Annotated in this window: 17 protein-coding genes; 13 read left to right on the top strand and 4 right to left on the bottom strand. The window is 65.0% G+C overall.

Going from position 1 to position 17,953, the window contains the following annotated elements; translation table 11 throughout:
* Window positions 1–147: 147 nt before the first annotated feature.
* Together RFM52_RS22975 and RFM52_RS22970 are read left to right on the top strand one after the other, a co-directional pair.
* Window positions 148–813 (top strand): haloacid dehalogenase type II, encoded by a 666-nt coding sequence (locus RFM52_RS22975; RefSeq protein ID WP_320294893.1) that lies wholly within the window; start codon window positions 148–150, stop codon window positions 811–813.
* Between the two features lie 172 nt (window positions 814–985).
* Complete coding sequence (locus RFM52_RS22970) at window positions 986–1,807, top strand: L,D-transpeptidase (RefSeq protein WP_320294892.1); 822 nt, start codon at window positions 986–988, stop codon at window positions 1,805–1,807.
* Between the two features lie 14 nt (window positions 1,808–1,821).
* Here RFM52_RS22970 and pdxR read toward each other — a convergent pair whose 3' ends face one another.
* Complete coding sequence (gene pdxR, locus RFM52_RS22965) at window positions 1,822–3,249, bottom strand: MocR-like pyridoxine biosynthesis transcription factor PdxR (RefSeq protein WP_320294891.1); 1,428 nt, start codon at window positions 3,247–3,249, stop codon at window positions 1,822–1,824.
* 77 nt (window positions 3,250–3,326) lie between these two features.
* Here pdxR and RFM52_RS22960 point away from each other — a divergent pair, with 77 nt between their 5' ends.
* Entirely contained in the window at window positions 3,327–3,950 is a 624-nt protein-coding gene (locus RFM52_RS22960) for an FMN-binding negative transcriptional regulator (RefSeq protein WP_320294890.1), read from the top strand.
* Between the two features lie 25 nt (window positions 3,951–3,975).
* A complete protein-coding gene (locus RFM52_RS22955; RefSeq protein ID WP_320294889.1) occupies window positions 3,976–4,626 on the top strand; it encodes a LysE family translocator in 651 nt (216 codons plus the stop codon).
* A gap of 21 nt (window positions 4,627–4,647) precedes the next feature.
* Here the strand turns inward: RFM52_RS22955 and RFM52_RS22950 are convergent, their stop codons facing one another.
* The gene (locus tag RFM52_RS22950; RefSeq protein WP_320294888.1) at window positions 4,648–5,973 is read right to left on the bottom strand and encodes an aspartate aminotransferase family protein; all 1,326 of its coding nucleotides are present in this window, start codon (window positions 5,971–5,973) and stop codon (window positions 4,648–4,650) included.
* A complete protein-coding gene (locus tag RFM52_RS22945) occupies window positions 5,970–6,860 on the bottom strand; it encodes a MurR/RpiR family transcriptional regulator (protein ID WP_320294887.1) in 891 nt (296 codons plus the stop codon). The genes RFM52_RS22950 and RFM52_RS22945 overlap by 4 nt, the downstream gene beginning before the upstream one ends.
* Window positions 6,861–6,939: 79 nt before the next feature.
* Here RFM52_RS22945 and RFM52_RS22940 point away from each other — a divergent pair, with 79 nt between their 5' ends.
* From RFM52_RS22940 to RFM52_RS22915, 6 genes are all read left to right on the top strand, one after another.
* A complete protein-coding gene (locus RFM52_RS22940; RefSeq protein WP_320294886.1) occupies window positions 6,940–7,767 on the top strand; it encodes a beta-keto acid cleavage family enzyme in 828 nt (275 codons plus the stop codon).
* A gap of 162 nt (window positions 7,768–7,929) precedes the next feature.
* Window positions 7,930–8,682, top strand: a complete 753-nt coding sequence (glnH, locus tag RFM52_RS22935; protein WP_320294885.1) for a glutamine ABC transporter substrate-binding protein GlnH — start codon at window positions 7,930–7,932, stop codon at window positions 8,680–8,682.
* A 94-nt stretch (window positions 8,683–8,776) separates the two neighbouring features.
* Window positions 8,777–9,433 (top strand): glutamine ABC transporter permease GlnP, encoded by a 657-nt coding sequence (gene glnP / locus RFM52_RS22930; protein WP_320294884.1) that lies wholly within the window; start codon window positions 8,777–8,779, stop codon window positions 9,431–9,433.
* Window positions 9,430–10,158, top strand: a complete 729-nt coding sequence (gene glnQ, locus RFM52_RS22925; protein ID WP_320294883.1) for a glutamine ABC transporter ATP-binding protein GlnQ — start codon at window positions 9,430–9,432, stop codon at window positions 10,156–10,158. The genes glnP and glnQ overlap by 4 nt, the downstream gene beginning before the upstream one ends.
* Complete coding sequence (locus RFM52_RS22920) at window positions 10,148–11,206, top strand: C45 family peptidase (protein ID WP_320294882.1); 1,059 nt, start codon at window positions 10,148–10,150, stop codon at window positions 11,204–11,206. The genes glnQ and RFM52_RS22920 overlap by 11 nt, the downstream gene beginning before the upstream one ends.
* A 9-nt stretch (window positions 11,207–11,215) precedes the next feature.
* Window positions 11,216–12,133, top strand: a complete 918-nt coding sequence (locus RFM52_RS22915; RefSeq protein WP_320294881.1) for a MurR/RpiR family transcriptional regulator — start codon at window positions 11,216–11,218, stop codon at window positions 12,131–12,133.
* Window positions 12,134–12,158: 25 nt separating this feature from the next.
* Here the strand turns inward: RFM52_RS22915 and RFM52_RS22910 are convergent, their stop codons facing one another.
* Window positions 12,159–13,682 carry a helicase HerA-like C-terminal domain-containing protein gene (locus RFM52_RS22910; protein WP_320294880.1) on the bottom strand — a complete coding sequence of 508 codons (1,524 nt, stop codon included), beginning with the start codon at window positions 13,680–13,682 and terminating at the stop codon, window positions 12,159–12,161.
* A gap of 250 nt (window positions 13,683–13,932) precedes the next feature.
* Here RFM52_RS22910 and RFM52_RS22905 point away from each other — a divergent pair, with 250 nt between their 5' ends.
* From RFM52_RS22905 to RFM52_RS22895, 3 genes are all read left to right on the top strand, one after another.
* On the top strand, window positions 13,933–15,375 hold the full coding sequence (locus RFM52_RS22905; protein WP_320294879.1) for a methylmalonyl-CoA mutase subunit beta: 1,443 nt from the start codon (window positions 13,933–13,935) through the stop codon (window positions 15,373–15,375).
* Window positions 15,372–17,495, top strand: a complete 2,124-nt coding sequence (gene scpA, locus RFM52_RS22900; RefSeq protein ID WP_320294878.1) for a methylmalonyl-CoA mutase — start codon at window positions 15,372–15,374, stop codon at window positions 17,493–17,495. Before RFM52_RS22905 ends, scpA begins: the two co-directional genes overlap by 4 nt.
* Window positions 17,496–17,556: 61 nt before the next feature.
* Window positions 17,557–17,799: an AbrB/MazE/SpoVT family DNA-binding domain-containing protein gene (locus tag RFM52_RS22895; RefSeq protein WP_320294877.1), complete on the top strand. Its 243-nt coding sequence runs from the start codon at window positions 17,557–17,559 to the stop codon at window positions 17,797–17,799.
* Window positions 17,800–17,953: the final 154 nt, after the last annotated feature.

The following is a 17,953-nucleotide window of genomic DNA, read 5'->3' as shown; positions in this document are numbered from 1 at the left end:
CCGTCCAAATGAGTGATTTCGGACTGCCATAGGACGACGCTTTGACGGTTGGCGTCAACCGACATGGCCAGAAAATCGTTGAGGCCAGCGATACTTAGGCACAATCAGCGCTTGCACGGCGCGCCTTGTCGCCGCAAAACTTGAGATATGCATCATGCGGCCTATGTCTTCGACGCCTACGGCACGTTGTTCGACGTGCACGCCGCCGTGCGCCGCCACGCCGGCGAGATCGGCCCGGACGGCCAGCTTCTCTCCGAGATCTGGCGCGCCAAGCAGCTCGAATATTCCTGGGTGCGGACGCTGATGGGGGGTGCCTACGCCGATTTCTGGCAATTGACCGAGCAGGCGCTCGATTTTGCGTTGCGCAAGGTTCCATCGGCCGATCCGGCGCTGCGAACGAAACTGCTCGAAGCCTATTGGCGGCTCGACTGCTACCCCGAGGTGCCCGCCGTGCTGAAGGCGCTCAAGGCCTCGGGCGCGAAGCTCGCTATCTTATCCAACGGCTCGCCTGAAATGCTCGATGCGGCGGTCAAGTCCGCGGCGCTCGACCAGATCCTCGACGACGTGTTCTCGGTCGACCAGGTCAAACGCTTCAAGACCGACCCGTCGGTCTACGACATGGTGGTCACCGGCTGGCGGCTCTATCCGGGCGCGGTGTCGTTCCAGTCGTCGAACCGCTGGGACATCGCCGGCGCCACAAAGTTCGGTTTCCGTACGGTCTGGATCAACCGGACCAACCAGCCGGATGAATACCGCGACCTCCAGCCGGGGCTGATCCTGCCTTCGCTCGAAGGTCTCCTGGCGGGCGTCTGAGCCTGCTGTTGCTGCAGCGCAACAGCTGTGGCGCGGTCACAGCTTCGCCTTTTTCTGTCCACCCTCAGGCCAGAATTGGAACCGCCTATCGCCGCCGACTGTTATGGATGCCGCCGGCGATGAGCCTTCGGATTCATGCTTTCTTGCGAATTAAGACCTAGAAAAGGCAACCATGTTAGACGCTTCCTTCCGCATCAGCCGCCGTGGCTTCCTCAATTTCACAGCCCTCGGTGCTGCTTCGGCCGCCGTATCCGCGTGCGCCACCACCGGTCCCGCCCCAGCCCCCGTCCAGCCGCCACCGCCCGCCTATGTCGAGCCGCCGCTCGGCGACTACGAGACGATGTATGGCGCGATGTCGGACAATGGCTTCGACCTGCCGGCCATCCCGGTGAACAAGATCGATCACAAATTCTTGCGTCAGATCGTCCCCGATCCGACCGGACAGCGTCCAGGCACCATCGTCGTCGATACCACCGGCCATTTCCTCTATCTGGTGCGCGAGGGCGGCCAGGCGATCCGCTACGGCGTCGGCCTCGGCCGCGCCGGCTTCGAATGGTCGGGCGACGCGGTCGTGCAGTGGAAGCAGAAGTGGCCGAAATGGACGCCACCGGACGAGATGGTGGCGCGCCAACCGGAACTGACGCAATACAGCGCCAAGAATGGCGGCATGCCGGGTGGTCTGAAGAACCCGCTCGGCGCGCGCGCGCTCTATCTCTTCCAGGGCAACCAGGACACGCTTTACCGCCTACACGGTTCGCCCGAATGGTGGTCGATCGGCAAGTCGGTGTCGTCGGGCTGCGTGCGCCTGATCAACCAGGACATCATCGACCTCTACGACCGCGTGCCGACCAAGACGCCAGTCATCGTGACAGCCAATGTCGGCGCGCCGGAAGAGGACATGCCGGAGCGCAAGGCGATCCCGATCGACAATGGCGTGCCGACCGGCTCGATCCTGCTCGGTCCGGTGAAGCGGCTCACCAACGAGATTTTCTGAACCTGTCGGTTTCGTCAGCGGTGCTCGGCCAATATGGCGGCCAGCACCGCAACGCCGCGGCGCAACGCATCCGAGTCCAGCCCGGCATAGCCAAGAATGAAGCCGGCCGTTTCCGGTCGCGGCCCGCTCGGATCGTAAAGCGGCGACACGGGATAGAGGCCTATCCCCGCCGCGCGCGCCGCGGCGATGATAGCCGGTTCACGTCCGGCATCGATACCGTTCATCCAGGCGACGACATGCAGGCCGGTATCGGCTCCCGCGACGGTGACCCCTGGCCCCAGATGTTCAGTCAAAGCCTGCAGCAAGACCTGTCTGCGCTCGGCGTTCTTCCTGCGGATGCTGCGCACGTGGCGCTCGTAGGCGCCGCTCGCCAGCAACTCGGCCAGCACGTCCTGTTCCAGCATCGGCGCGTGCCGGTCGGTCAGGCGCTTGGCCTCGGCGAACGCCCGGCGCAAGCTAGCGGGGACGACGAGATAGCCGAGCCTCAAGGTCGGCGAGAGCGTCTTGGACAGCGTACCGACATAGATGACGCTATCCGCGTCGAGCGCCTGCAGCGGCGGGATGGGACTGATGTCGTGACGGTATTCGCCGTCATAGTCGTCCTCCACCACATAGGCCCCCGCGCCGGCTACCCAGGCCAGCAGCGCCCGCCGCCGCGTTGCCGAAAGCACGCCGCCGAGCGGAAACTGATGCGAAGGCGTCACATAGGCGAGACGGGCCGGCGGCAGCGCGTCCGTCCTTAGCCCATCCGCGTCGACAGGAACGGGGACGGCAATGCCTCCCACCGCCACAAAGGCGTGGCGTGCCAGCAGATAACCCGGGTTCTCGATCACGAAGGGGTCGCCGGGATCGAGCAGCAGTCGCGCGCAGAGGTCCAGCCCCTGCTGCGAGCCGTTGACGATGACGATCTGGTCGGTCGTGCAATTGATGCCGCGCGCCCGCCAGAGATAGGCCTGGAGCGCGTTGCGCAGAACGGAAGCCCCCTGAGGATCGCCATAGCGCAGCCGGGCGGGGCGCCGCAGGATGGCCTTGCTCGACGCCCGCCGCCAGGCCAGCACCGGGAAGTCCGCCCCGGACAAGTCACCGTAGCGGAAATCCGCAATCCTGGCCGGCTGCGCCAACGCCGTCGGAGGCAGGGTCAGCAACCGTTGTGCGAAGGCCGAGAGGTTGCGCGGCGAAATGGTCGCGACAGGCGCCTTTCCAGACTTCCGCTCCAGCCCCGGGGCAACGACGGCGCGCTGGCCATGCCGTATGATCAGATAGCCTTCGGCGTCGAGCTGATTGTAGGCGGCCGTGACCGTGGTCCGCGAGGCGCCCCATTCGGCGGCAAAGGCCCGTGTCGACGGCAGCCGATCGCCGGGCCGATAGGTGCCGCTGTGGATCTGCTCCTTGATCGCCGCGATGATCTGCCGCGCGACACCATCCTGCTCCAACTGGACCACACAAAACCTTCAAAACTGGATATTCCAAGCAAGCCAGACATCCGGCATCTTTTCCTGCAACGCAAGGAGTTTCGCCAATGTACACACCGCCCGCCTTTCGCGACGACGATCTCCGGAGTCTCAGGGCCACGATCCGCGCGGCACGGCTGGCAATTCTGGTCACGGCCACGGCGGAAGGGCCGCTGGCGACGAATTTGCCGCTTTTGCTGGATGAGAACGAGGGCGAGCATGGCGTGATCTACGGCCATGTCGCTAAGGCGAACCCGCATTGGCGGGTGCCCCCGGTGGGCGAGGCCCTTGCGATGTTCATGGGGCCGGATGCCTATGTGACGCCAGCCTGGTACCAGACCAAGCAGGAGACCGGGAAGGTCGTCCCGACCTGGAACTATGTCGCCGTCCATGCCCACGGGCCGATCGAGTTCTTCGACGATGCCGACAGGCTGCTCGAGGTCGTCACCCGCCTGACCAACCTGCATGAAGGCGAGCGCGCCGCGCCCTGGGCCGTGGCGGATGCGCCGGCGGATTTCATCCAGTCGCAGCTGAAGGGCATTGTCGGCCTGCGCATGCCGATCACGCGGCTCGAAGGCAAGCGCAAGATGAGCCAGAACCGCAACGAGGCCGATCGCGCCGGTGTCGTGTCCGGCCTGTCATCGAGCGACCGTCCGTCGGACCGCGAGGTCGCGCCGCTCATTCCGTTGTGAAACCCTATTCCCTGACGAGTTCGTCATGCCGGATTTTAGCCAGTTCGCCTTGTACTTCGCCGCGGCATTCCTGCTCGCGATCACGCCCGGCCCGGGCATCTTTTATGTCGCGGCACGCACGCTGGCCGGAGGTCGCGCCGAAGGCATTGCCTCGAGTTTCGGGACCGGCCTGGGCGGCATGGTCCATGTGCTGGCCGGCAGCCTGGGCGTTTCGGCAATCGTGCTTGCCAGCGCGGAGCTGTTCACGGCGCTGAAGCTGATCGGCGCCGTCTACCTCGTCTGGCTGGGCTTTCGCACGTTCCAGGCCGCGCGCCGCGAGGCGAAGACGATGCTGGAAGGCGGGACGCCGACGCCCGCCGTCGGTGCGCGACGCGCGTTTCGCGAAGGCGTGCTGGTCGAGGCACTGAACCCCAAGACGGCCGCCTTCTTCCTGGCCTTCATTCCGCAGTTCGTGAATCTCGGCGCCGGCCACGTTGCCCTGCAGTTCATGGTTCTCGGCTTCATATCGGTGACGCTCAACACGCTGGCCGATGTCGTGGTCGCTTTTGCGGCGAGCCGAATCCGGGAAAGCGCGACCGGGCGCTCAGGCGCGATCCGCCGCCTGCGGGAGGCGTCAGGCGGCGCGATGATCGCGCTTGGCATTGGTCTCGCCATAGCCAAGCGCCCTGCCCTCTGATTGCCTGGCCACGCTGATACTTTAGCTGCGCAAAGCCTCGCTGACGGCGTCGTCGAGGCGTTCGACGATCGCGTCGATGGCCGCGACGTCGCAGATGAAGGGCGGCGCGAGCAGCACGTGATCGCCGTTGGCTCCGTCGATCGTGCCGCCCATGGGATAGACGAGAAGACCGTTCGCCATGGCGGCCTTCTTGATGCGCGCATGCAGCTTCCGTTTCGGATCGAAAGGCTGCTTCGTCGAACGGTCCTCGACCAATTCGACGCCCATGAACAGGCCGCGGCCGCGAATGTCGCCGATATGGGGATGGTTGCCGAAGCGCTCGCCAAGCCGGCGCGCCAGATGCGCGCCCATGGCTCTCACATTGTCGAGCAGCCTGTCGCGGGCAATGACTTCCTGAACGGCGAGCGCCGCAGCGCAGGCCATCGGATGGCAGATATAGGTGTGGCCGTGCTGGAAGAGGCCTGAGCCATTGGCGAAGGCGTCGAAGATTTTCCGGCTGAGCAGCACCGCGCCGATCGGCTGATAGCCGCCGCCCAGGCCCTTGGCGATCGTCATCAGGTCGGGAGCGACGCCATCCTGCTCGCAGGCATGCAGCGTTCCGGTGCGGCCCATCCCGCACATCACCTCGTCGAGGATCAGGAGCACGCCGTAACGATCGCAGATGTCGCGGATGCGGCGCAAGTAATCCGCCACCGGCGGCACGGCGCCCGCCGTCGCGCCGACCACCGTCTCGGCGACAAAGGCCATGACCGTCTCCGGTCCGAGCTCAATGATCTTGTCTTCCAGCGCCTGCGCCGCGCGAGCCGCATAATCTTCATCGGTCTCCCCGGCTTCCTGGAAGCGATAGGCGAAACATGGGTCGACGTGATGGGTTTCGATGAGCAGCGGCCGGAACTGGGCGCGGCGCCATTCGTTGCCGCCGGTCGCGAGCGCGCCGAGCGTGTTGCCGTGATAGCTCTGCTTGCGCGCGATGACGTTGCGACGCTGCGGCTGGCCGACCTCGACGAAATACTGCCGCGCCATCTTGAGCGCCGCCTCGACCGCCTCCGAGCCGCCGGAAACGAAATAGGCATGGCTGATGCCGGCCGGTGCGTCGGCGACGAGCCGGTCGGCCAAGGCTTCGGCGACGTCGCTGGTGAAGAAGCTGGTATGGGCGTAGGCCAGCGTGTCGGCCTGCCGGTGCATGGCGGCGATGACATCGGGATGGCCGTGGCCGAGGCAGGAAACGGCGGCGCCGCCGGAGGCGTCGATATAGGCGCGCCCATTGCCGTCGAAGAGCTCGATGCCCTTGCCGCCGCTGGCGACGGGGAGCACGGCGTTAATCTGGCGATGCAGGATATGGGTCATGATTTCCTCCGGCCGCGCGGCGGCAAGATGTGGATGTCGAGTTGGGAGAGCTGATCCTCGGTGCGGCGAATGGCGGCAAGCGCCTTGTCCCCGCCCTTGCCGGCGATCAGCGCCGCCAGGATCTCGCCGACGACAAAGGCCGGCGCCATGGCATGGAAGAAGGACGGGCTTTCCGTGGGCACGAGTACCGACAGGGCAGCCAAGCCGACGAGCGGTGACACGGCGCTGTCGGTCAGCGCGATCACCGGCACACCACCAGCCGCCGCGCGGCGGGCAAGATCGACGGTCAGCCTGGTGTAGGGTGCGACGCTGACAACGAACAGGACGTCTTCGGCGGTCGCGAGGCGAATGGCGTCGGTGCCGGCTCCCGATGCACCGTCCAGCATCACCGCCTTCTCGCCGAGGAAGGACATGACGTAGGAAAAATGCGCGACGACCGGGTGGCTGGAGCGCAGCCCGAGGCAGAATATCCGACGCGCCGCGTGGAGCCGCTCTGCCGCCGCCGCAAGCGTGTCGAGTTGTTCGGGTTCGCCAAGCCTTGCGATCTGCTCCGCCAGCGACCGCACCATCTCGCCGGCCAACGCCCGGTCGCCAACTTCCTGCTGGTGCGCGAGCTGTGTGCCCGCCTTGCCGGCGAAGCCAAGCTCGCCCTGCCGCATGGCATTGGCGTAAAGCGAGCGCAGCGGCTCGTAGCCGTCGAAGCCCAGCCGCTTGGCCAGGCGCACCATCGTCCAGGGCTGCAGGCCGGCGCGGCGCGCCTGCTCGCGCATCGACAACAGCGCGACGTCCTCGGGATTGTCGAGAAGATAGCGGGCAGCGCCCTGCAACTGCGAGGGCAAGCTTTCGAAGACCTCGACAATGGCATCGGTGAGCGGCGCGCGGATCATGCCGCAACCATAGACGCATATGCAGGATCATGCAATATATGTGGCATATATTGAATCTTTGCAACAAATGGAGCAATCGATGCCGGATCAAAATCGGGTCGCGATCGCCGTGGCGCCGAACGGCGGACGACGCACGAAGGCCGACCATCCTGCCCTGCCGATCAGCCCGGACGAGTTGGCGCATGTGGCGGCCGCCTCGCTCGATGCCGGCGCCGCCATGATCCATGTCCATGTCCGCGACCGCGACGGACGCCACCTGCTCGATGCCGAGGCCTACCGGGCGGCGATAGCGGCGATCAGGACGGGTGTCGGCGACAGGCTCGTCCTCCAGATCACCAGCGAGGCCTTGGGTCTCTATCGGCCCGAACAGCAGATGCGGGTGGTGCTGGAAGTACGCCCCGAAGCGGTTTCGCTGGCCTTGCGCGAGCTCGTGCCTGACCAAACGCATGAAGCGGCTTTCGCCGCCTTCCTCGAACAGTTGCGCAAAGAGAAGGTCGCACCGCAGATCATCCTCTATACGCCCGAGGAGGCGACCTATCTGGCGACGCTCAAGCAGCGCGGCCACATCCCCTTCGACAATCTGCCGGTTCTCTATGTGCTCGGCCGCTACACGGTCGGGCAGAAATCCTCCCCCGCCGACCTGTTGCCGTTCCTGGCGCCCGGCAGTCCGTCCTTCGGCCATTGGATGGCCTGCGCCTTCGGCGACCAGGAGACGGCCTGCGTGACGGCAGCCGCGCTGCTCGGCGGACATGCGCGCGTCGGCTTCGAGAACAATCTTTTCCTGCCCGACGGAGTCCTGGCTGCCGGAAATCAGGATCTCGTAGCGGCCACAAGGCGGACAGTCGAAGCCTGCGGACTCCCCCTCGCCAGCGCAGACACGCTTAGAGGCCAGTGGGGCGGCGCCTGAAGCATCTGAAGTTTGCTGACGGGCATCGCCGGCTGGCTCACTCCATTGCCACGTTTTGCAAATATCAAATGCATTCTGTTTAAAAATGCATTTTCAATTTGCGATACTGGCTTGGCGGTGTTACGCTTCCCAGGCAATTCCAACAAAAAGGGGAACCCGAAAATGAAGTTCGCACTTGCAAGCCTGACCGCCGCCGCGGCGCTCGCGGCAACGCTGGCGTTCGGCCAGCCGGCCTTTGCCGACGACCTGATCGTGGCAACGGACACCGCCTTCGTTCCGTTCGAATTCAAGGAAGGCGACAAATATGTCGGCTTCGACATCGACCTGTGGGCCGCGATCGCCAAGGATATCGGCGTGACCTACACGCTGCAGCCGATGGACTTCAACGGCATCATCCCGGCGCTGCAGACCAAGCAGGTCGATGTCGGGCTGGCCGGCATCACCATCAAGGACGAGCGCAAGAAGGTCATCGACTTTTCCGACGGCTATTACGACAGCGGCTTCCTTTTGATGGTGCCGGTCGACAGCACGATCAAGGGTCCGGATGATCTCGTCGGCAAGACGCTTGCCGTGAAGACCGGCACGTCGGCGACCGACTATGCCAAGGAGCACTTCAAGGGCACGGAGCTGCGCCTGTTCCCGAACAGCGACAACGCCTATCTCGAGGTCGCGACCGGACGCGCCGACGCCGCCATGCATGACACGCCAAACGTGCTCTACTACATCAAGACCAACGGCCAGGGGAAAGTGAAGACCGTCGGCCCGCAGATGATGGCGCAGCAATATGGCATCGCCTTCCCGAAGGGCAGCCCGCTCGTCGCCAAGGTCAATGCCTCGATCACCAAGCTGAAGGCCAACGGCACTTACGCCGACATCTACAAGAAGTGGTTCGGCGCCGAGCCGCCGAAGAGCTGATCACAAGGGTTCCCCTTGGATCTGATCACCGGGGTTCCCTGGATCTCCTGGCGCGCCGGCATGGCCGGCGTGCCTTCCCTGAAGGATGGCTCTCATGGATTTCGACTGGTCCGTCATCTGGCAGGCCCTGCCGGAGTTGTTTAAAGGCGCCCGCCTCACCGTGCTGATCGCGCTCGCCGGGCTCGCCGGCGGGCTGGTGATCGGCTTTGCGGCCGGGCTGGCGCGCGCCTACGGCAACATCGTGCTCAACGCCATCGCCATGATCTATGTCGAGATCATTCGCGGCACCCCGATCATCGTGCAGGTGATGTTCATCTATTTCGCGCTGCCGATCCTGGCGGATGTCCGCATCAACCCGCTGGCCGCCGCCATCATGGCGATCATCATCAATGCCGGTGCCTATATCGCCGAGATCGTGCGCGGCGCCTTCCTTTCGGTGCATCGCGGATTGCGCGAGGCAGGCCTGGCGCTCGGCCTGCCATTCTGGAAAGTGCTTTTCTACATTATCGGTCCGCTCGCCTTCCGCCGCATGATCCCGGCGCTGGGCAACCAGTTCATCGTCAGCCTGAAGGATACCTCGCTGTTCATCGTCATCGGCGTCGGCGAACTCACCCGGCAAGGCCAGGAAATCATGGCGGCCAACTTCCGCGCCGTCGAGATCTGGTCGGCCGTGGCGATGTTCTACCTGATCATGACCGGCACGCTTACGCTCATCCTCAGGCTGACCGAAAAGAGGATGCGCATCCTGTGAGCATCGTGGCGTTCGAGAAAGTCACCAAGCGCTTCGGCCAGGTCACCATACTCGACCAGGTGGATCTGTCGATCGAGCCCGGCGAGAAGGTCGTCCTGATCGGTCCCTCCGGCTCCGGCAAATCGACGCTACTTCGCTGCATCAATGCGCTGGAGGAGATCAATGGCGGCGACCTCGTCGTCGACGGCATCAGCGTCAAGTCCGGCGGCCGCAAGGTCCGCCTGATCCGCCAGGAAGCCGGCATGGTCTTCCAGCAGTTCAACCTGTTTCCGCAGATGACGGCGATCGAGAACGTCGCCTTCGGCCCGCGCCGCGTGCGTGGCGAAACGCGGCAGGAGGCACGCAAGCAGGCGCTGGAAATGCTTGCCAAGGTCGGCCTTGCCGATCGCGCGCATCACTATCCGAGCGAGCTTTCCGGTGGCCAGCAGCAGCGCGTTGCCATCGCGCGTGCGCTTGCCGTCAAGCCGAAGCTGATGCTGTTCGACGAGCCGACCTCGGCGCTCGACCCCGAATTGCGGCATGAGGTCCTGCGCGTGATGCAGGCGCTGGCCGAGGAAGGCATGACGATGATCGTCGTCACCCACGAGATGGCCTTTGCCCGCAAGGTCGGAACCAGGCTGATCTTCATGGAAGGCGGCAAGATCGCCGTCGACGGCGAGCCGCGGGAGCTGCTTGCAAACCCGCAAAATCCGCGCTTGAAAGAGTTTCTCCAGCATGTCGCATGATGCCGGCCGCCGGCTTTCCTTCATCGATGTCGCGGGGTCGCCCTATGATGTCGGGGCCGCCCTCGGGCGCTTCGGCCGGACGGCGCTCAACGACCATTTCCAGACGTCGGCCGCATGGCGCGAGCTCAGCACGCGGCGCGCCGATCCGCGCATCGGCACGATGGCGACGATCGTGCGGGAACGGTTTCCACGATACTGGGCCGAACTAAAGGGCCTCGCCGCCGGGCTCGAATTGGCTTTCGACGACGTCTTCCTGTGGAACTGCCGCGGCGACATCTGGGCAATGGCGCCGGATGGCTGCACGACCGTGCAATTGCCTGGCTCACCCCATGTCATCGGCCACAATGAGGATGGCGACCCTGATTTCGCCGGCCACTGCGCGCTGGCCCATGTGACGTCCGAGGGCGGCAATCAGTTCACCGCCTTCGTCTATCCCGGCTCGCTGCCCGGGCATACGTTCGCGGCGACATCGGCGGGGCTGCTGCAGACGGTCAACAACATCAGGCCGCTGGCCGGCGGCGCGGGAGTGCCGCGCATGGTGCTCGCCCGCGCCGTGCTCGACGCACCGGACCTCGACGCGGCGATGGCCCTGCTCAGATCGGCGCCGCGCGCCGGCGCCTTTCACCTGACCCTGGCGCAGGCGGGCGACGAGCGGCTGCTCAGCGTCGAGTTCACCGCCCAAGCCCTGTCAATCGATCGCGTCGAAGCGGCGCGTGTCCACTCGAACCACCTCATCCATGCCGACACCGGGCGAATGTCGCAGATCGTCACCGGCTCGTCCGGCGTGCGCCAGCGCCGAGGCGAAGCGCTGCTGGATCAGACGCCTCACTCTGAACCGCAAGGCCGCGCGCTCGGCATATTGTGGGACGCGGCCGACCCGGAGCTGCCGATCTATCGCACCGACCCCGCCGATAGCGATGTCGAGAACACGCTTGCCAGCGCTGTCTTCCGCGTCGGGGCTGACAAGGTCGAGTGGGCTGTCTACGATGCAGCATACGAAGCAGCGCGCTTTGAGATGCGGGAGGGGCTGGTCCCTGTCGCGGGGTAAGCAGGAACGATGCCAGAGGAAGCCGTTGCGGAGCCGCCGCGCACCATCGAGGATCTGAGGGCACTGGCGCTCTCGGTCGGCCGCGACGAAGCAGGCTTTTCCCTCGGCTCCAAGGCGCATGATGTCTTCGCCAAGCTGGTCGAGGCGCCAGAGCAATCGGCCGTCCGCACCATCTCGGAACTCGCCGATCAGTTCGGCATCAATCCGTCGACGCTGACCAGGCTGGCGAAGCGTCTCGGCTTCGAAGGTTTCAGCGATTTCCAGGCGGTCTTCCGCAAGGCCATCGCCAACGACCAGCAATATTTCTACAGCCGCCAGGCCGGAAGGCTGATGGCGACGCCATCGGCGGGCGGCGCCGAAATCGAGGTCTTCGAGCAGTTGGCGCGCGAAACGGCGGCGAATGTCGACGGCTTCCTCGGCCAGTTGGACAGCGCCTCGCTGAAGGGCGCGACCGCGCTGCTGGCCAGCGCGCGCCGCGTGCGCGTCCACGGCGTTCGCCAGTTCCATTCGCTGGCGAGCTTCCTCACCTATTGCCTGGGCATGGTGCGCTCGGACGTGGCGCTTCTGGACGCGCCGCGCCTCGGCGTCGCCGAAGCCCTGTCACAGCTTGAGCCGGGCGACGTCGTCATCATCGCCAGTTGCGCGCCCTATACGCGCAGCGTCGCCGAGGTCGGCCGCGTTGCCGCGGCAAACGGCCAGAGCGTGATCGCGATCACCGATTCCCGATCCTCGCCGCTCGTACCTCCGGCCGAGCATGCCTTCTTCATTCCGCATGCCAGCAGCTTCTATTCGAACAGCATGGGCGCCTATGTCGTGTTTTGCGAGGCGCTGCTCAACCTTGTCGCCCGCGAGCTGGGCGACAAGGCGCTGAACTCGCTGGCCGGGCGCGAGCGGCTGATCGCCGAGATGAACATCGAGATCGGCTGAGCGCCGCCCTGGTTGCGACGCGACCCTACCGCCCCCGGGCCAGGCTCCCCAGGATGCCGCGCACGATGGCGCGGCCGACGGAGGAGCCGACCGAGCGGACCACCGACTTGATGGCGGCTTCGGCCACGGTCTGGCGGTTGGAAGACCGCCGGTTGCCTGTTCCCAAAACATCGTCGAAGCCGGGAATGGTCCAGCGCGAGCCGCCGCTGTTCTGCTGCTTTGCCTGCGCCTCGGCATCTTGCGCCTCCTTGGCCTTCTTCTGCAGCATTTCGAAGGCCGATTCGCGATCGACGACCTGGTCGTACTGGCCGGCGACGGGGCTCTCGGCGATGATCTTGCGGCGCTCGTCGGGCTTGATCGGGCCGAGCCGTGAGGACGGCGGGCGGATCAGCGTGCGCTGGACCATGGCCGGCACGCCCTTGTCCTCCAGCATCGAGACCAGCGCTTCGCCGGTGGCGAGCTGGGTGATCGCGGTGGCGCAGTCGAAATCGGGGTTGGGCCGGAACGTCTCGGCGGCCGTGCGCACCGCCTGCTGCTCGCGCGGCGTATAGGCGCGCAGCGCATGCTGAACGCGATTGCCGAGCTGGGCGAGCACCTTTTCGGGAATATCGAGCGGGTTCTGGGTGACGAAATAGACGCCGACGCCCTTGGAGCGGATCAGCCGCACAACCTGCTCGACGCGGTCGATCACCACTTTCGGCGCGTCTTCGAACAACAGATGCGCCTCGTCGAAGAAGAAGACCAGCTTCGGCTTGTCGAGGTCGCCGACTTCGGGCAGTTCCTCGAACAGCTCCGACATCAGCCACAGCAGGAAGGTGGCGTAGAGCCTGGGATTCATCATCAGCTTGTCGGCGGCCAGAACGCTGATTGCGCCGCGGCCGTCGCGTGTCGTGCGCATGATGTCCGCGATGCGCAGCGCCGGCTCGCCGAAGAAGTTCGCCGCGCCTTGGCTCTCGAGCACCAGGAGCGTGCGCTGGATGGCCCCGACCGAAGGTTTGGTGACATTGCCGTAGCGCGCGCTGAGCTGGTCGGCGCGATCGGCCATGTTGGCGAGCAGCGCCTGCAGGTCCTTGAGATCGAGCAGCAGCAGCCCCTCTTCATCGGCGATGCGGAAGGCGATGTTCATGACGCCCTCCTGCGCTTCCGTGAGGTTCATCAGCCGCGACAAAAGCAACGGCCCCATTTCCGAGATGGTGGCGCGGATCGGGTGGCCCTGCTCACCGAACAGATCCCAGAAGATGACCGGGAATTCCTGGAACTGATAGGGATCGAGCTTCACCTCTCCGGCGCGCTTGACCAGGAAATCCTTGGCCTCGCCCATCATGGATATGCCGGAAAGGTCGCCCTTGATGTCGGCGCAGAAGACAGGCACGCCGGCATTCGAAAAGCCCTCGGCAAGGATCTGCAGGCTGACGGTCTTGCCGGTGCCCGTGGCTCCGGTGACAAGGCCGTGGCGGTTGCCGTAACGCAGCAGCAACTCTTCGGCGCGCTGGTAGGAATCGTCGGGTTTGCGGCTGGCACCGATGAAGATGCTGGTCTCGTCAACCATATCTGGTCTCCGCAATCTGTTCCGCTCAAAGGCCTCAACCCGAGGTATAGTAACGCCAGCCGCATGCGGCAATGCCCGGTATCGATTTGGGGCGCAGCGAATTTGGCCTTTGGCGCTTGCGGATTGCGCGCATGTTTGGCAATCGGTTGGCAGGCCGCGAGAGAACCCGGCCGGATGACGCATTGTGATATCCGGTTCCTGACCTTAGATTGGCTGGACCGGCTGATGCGGCCGAGAAGCGAGGAGAGCGATGGGCGCCGGCGCCTTGACCAGGGATGTCGACCTTCCGAACCCGGACGCCAAGCGTTGGCAGGCGCTGGCGGAAAAGGCGCTTGCCGGCGGTTCCTTCGAGGAAAAACTCGTCTCCCACACCGATGACGGCATCCGTATCGAACCGCTCAGCCAACGTTCGACATCCGCCGAGCCATTGCCGCGTACAAATCCGACCGCGCCCTGGATCGTCAGCCAGCGCGTCGACGACCCGGACATTGCCCGAGCCGGCGCGCAAGCCCTGGAAGACATCGAGCAGGGAGCGACCGGCCTGTCGCTGGTTTTCGAGGGCGCGCCGAATGCCTTCGGCTACGGCCTGCCGCGCACCGCGGAAGCGTTGGAAAGAGTGCTCGACGGTGTGCCGCTCAACCGCGTGCAGGTGCGCATCGACGCGCATCCCTGGAGCCGCGCGGTGGCCGACTGGCTGCTCGCTTTCCTGAGCCGCCGCCGCTCCGATCCGACCAAGCTCAACCTTTCCTTCGGCATCGACCCGGCGGCGATCTTCGCCGGCACCGGGCGGTTGCGCACCTCGATCGAGGCGCTGCAGGAATCGATGCCGCAATCGCTGGCGCATTTCTTCTCGATGGGCGTGCCGGGCGTGCTGCTCGAGGCCGACGGCCGCGTCTTCCACAATGCCGGCGCCACCGAGGCGCAGGAGCTCGGCACGATGATGGCGTCCGTCGTGTCCTATCTCAGGATGTTCGAGAAGGCGCGCCAGCCGCTCGTCTATGCAGCACCCCATATCGGCTTCGCGCTCAGCGTCGACCAGGACCAGTTCCTGTCGATGGCCAAGGTGCGGGCGCTGCGCAAGCTGTGGGCGCGCATCCAGGAAGCCTGCTCGATCCCGGCCTCGACCGCCAGCGTCCATGCCGAGACCTCATATCGCATGATGACGATGGCCGACCCGGAAACCAATATCCTGCGCACGGCGATCGCGGCCTTCGCGGCGGCAACCGGCGGCGCCGATTCGATCTCGATCCTGCCGCACACGATCGCGCATGGGCTGCCGGCCGGCTTTGCCCGCCGCGTCGCCCGCAATGCGCAGCTCATCATGGCAGAGGAGAGCCATATCGGCCATGTTGTCGACCCCGCCAGCGGCTCGGGCGCGGTCGAGGCGCTGACCGACGGTCTCTGCGCTGCGGCCTGGGAAGAATTCCAGCGCATCGAGGCCGAAGGCGGCGTGCTCGCCAGCCTGCAGCAGGGCTATATCCAGAACCGCGTGCAAACCGCCGCCGCCAAGCGCAACGGCGCCTACCGGTCGGGCGAACGCGGCATTGTCGGCACGACGCTTTACCGCGTCGGAACGGAGCGCCCGGTCGAGACTCTGCCGCAGGAGCGGTGTCCGGCCCTGACCGAAGGCGTTGCGACCTGCGAGCCGCTGTTTCCGGTGCGCATCGATCAGTCGATCGGAGCCGGATCATGATCCCGGATTTCAGCCAGATCGGCTGGTCGGCGCCGCGTCGCGCGCAGGTCGAGCTCAAAGGCCAGCGGATGACGCCGGAAGGCATCGCCGTAAAACATCTTTACGGCCAAGGCGACCTCGAGGGGCTCGCCAATCTCGACACCTATCCGGGCATGCCGCCCTTCGTGCGCGGCCCCTACCCCACCATGTATGTCCAGCAACCCTGGACAATAAGGCAATATGCCGGGTTCTCGACGGCGGAGGAATCCAACGCCTTCTACCGGCGCAACCTCGCCGCCGGCCAGAAAGGCCTGTCGGTTGCCTTCGATCTCGCCACGCATCGCGGCTATGACAGCGACCACCCACGCGTCGCCGGCGATGTCGGCATGGCGGGCGTGGCGATCGATTCCATCCTCGACATGCGCCAGCTGTTCGACGGCATTCCGCTGAACGAGATGACGGTGTCGATGACCATGAACGGCGCCGTGCTGCCGATCATGGCGCTGTACATCGTCGCGGCGGAGGAGCAGGGCGTCGCGCAGAAGGATCTCACTGGCACCATTCAGAACGACATTCTGAAGGAGTTCATGGTCCGCAACACCTACATCTATCCGCCGAAACCTTCGATGCGGATCGTGTCGGACATCTTTGCCTACACCTCCAGGCATATGCCGAAATTCAACTCGATCTCGATCTCCGGCTACCACATGCAGGAAGCCGGCGCGACCGCCGATCTCGAGCTTGCCTACACGATCGCCGACGGCATCGAATATGCGCGCGCGGGCGTTGCGGGAGGCCTCGACATCGACCGCTTCGCGCCGCGCCTCTCCTTCTTCTGGGCGATCGGCATGAACTTCTTCATGGAGGTCGCCAAGCTCAGGGCAGCAAGGCTCCTTTGGTCGAGCCTGATGAAGAAGAATTTTGCGCCGAAGGACGAGCGCTCGCTGTCGCTGCGCACCCATTGCCAGACCTCGGGCTGGTCGCTGACGGCGCAGGACCCCTACAACAACATCACCCGCACCATGATCGAAGCGATGGCGGCGACGCAGGGACACACCCAGTCGCTGCACACCAATTCCTTCGACGAGGCGATGGCGCTGCCGACCGACCATTCGGCGCGCATCGCCCGCAACACGCAGCTCATCCTGCAGAAGGAATCCGGCACCACGCGCATGATCGATCCGTGGGGCGGCTCGGCCTATGTCGAGCGGCTGACGCATGACCTGGCGGCGCGCGCGCTTGCCCATATCGAGGAAGTCGAGAGCCTCGGCGGCATGGCGGCGGCGATCGAGCAAGGCATTCCAAAGCTGCGCATCGAGGAAGCCGCCGCCCGCACCCAGGCGCGAATCGATTCCGGCGAGCAAATTCTGGTCGGCGTCAATGCGCATCGTCCCGAGGCCGATATCGAAGTCGATGTCTTGAAGATCGACAATGCCGAGGTGAAGGCCCGGCAACTGGCGAAGCTGCAGCGGCTCAAGGGCACGCGCGACGTCGCGGCGCTGGAGGACTCGCTGGCGGCGCTGACCCATGCCGCCGAGGGCAATGAGAACCTGCTGGAATTCGCTGTCCGCGCGGCGCGCGCCAACGCCACGGTCGGCGAGATTTCGCTGGCGCTGGAAAAAGTGTTCGGCCGCCATACGGCGGCGGTGCAGACGATCTCGGGCGTCTATCGCGACGCGCTCGGCGACAATCCGGCACTTGAGCGGTTGCAGGAGAAGATCGACGCGTTCGAGAAGAAATCCGGCGGCAAGCCGCGCATCCTGGTCGCCAAGATGGGCCAGGACGGCCACGACCGCGGCCAGAAGGTGATCGCCAGCGCCTTTGCCGATCTCGGCTTCGACGTCACCGTCGGGCCGATGTTCCAAACGCCGGACGAGATCGCCAAGCTTGCGGTGCAGCATGACGTCGACATCATCGGCGCCTCCTCCTTGGCCGCCGGGCACCTGACGCTGATCCCCGAGCTCAAAGAAGCGCTGAAGAAGCTCGGCTATGCCGACATGCTGATCGTCGCCGGTGGCGTCATCCCGCCGCAGGATTACGACGCGGTGCTGGCGGCAGGCGCGGCGGAGATCTTCCCGCCGGGGACCGTCATCCCGGAAGCGGCGAACCGGCTGATGGATCGGCTGCTGGCCGAACGGTGAGGCTCTTGCCGATTTGCCTGAAAGGTTGTTCTATAGCAATCGACACAACCAGGGCGCGACGGTGTTTAAGACAATCATCCATGGACTTGAGGGCGGATCAGGAGCCGTACTGCTGCCGCGCGAAATGCTCGACAGCTTGAACCTTCAGGTTGGCGATGAGTTCCAGATCATTGAAACCGACGACGGCCTCATTCTAAGGCCAGTCCGCCACGACAGCCGCGAACGGCAAATGAACGCCGCTCGCGTTGTCATGGACAAGTACGAAGCTGAGCTACGGAAGCTTGCAACGGTGGCTAACGGCTAGTTCCTCAACACAGTGATTTGAAAGATTGCAGGCTTGTCGGGCAAGGCTATCAACGTCCGCTGGGGTAAGTCAGCGCAAGCGCTGGCGATGAGCTGAAGGCTCCTGAACCTCGTCATTCCAGGGCGGAGCAAGGAGCGAAGCGACGCGCGCAGAC

Origin of the sequence: Mesorhizobium humile, assembly GCF_033977215.1 — a bacterium.
GTDB classification, from domain to species: domain Bacteria; phylum Pseudomonadota; class Alphaproteobacteria; order Rhizobiales; family Rhizobiaceae; genus Mesorhizobium; species Mesorhizobium humile.
Note: the sequence above shows the minus strand (reverse complement) of the source record. Positions and strands in the feature narration are given on the sequence as shown.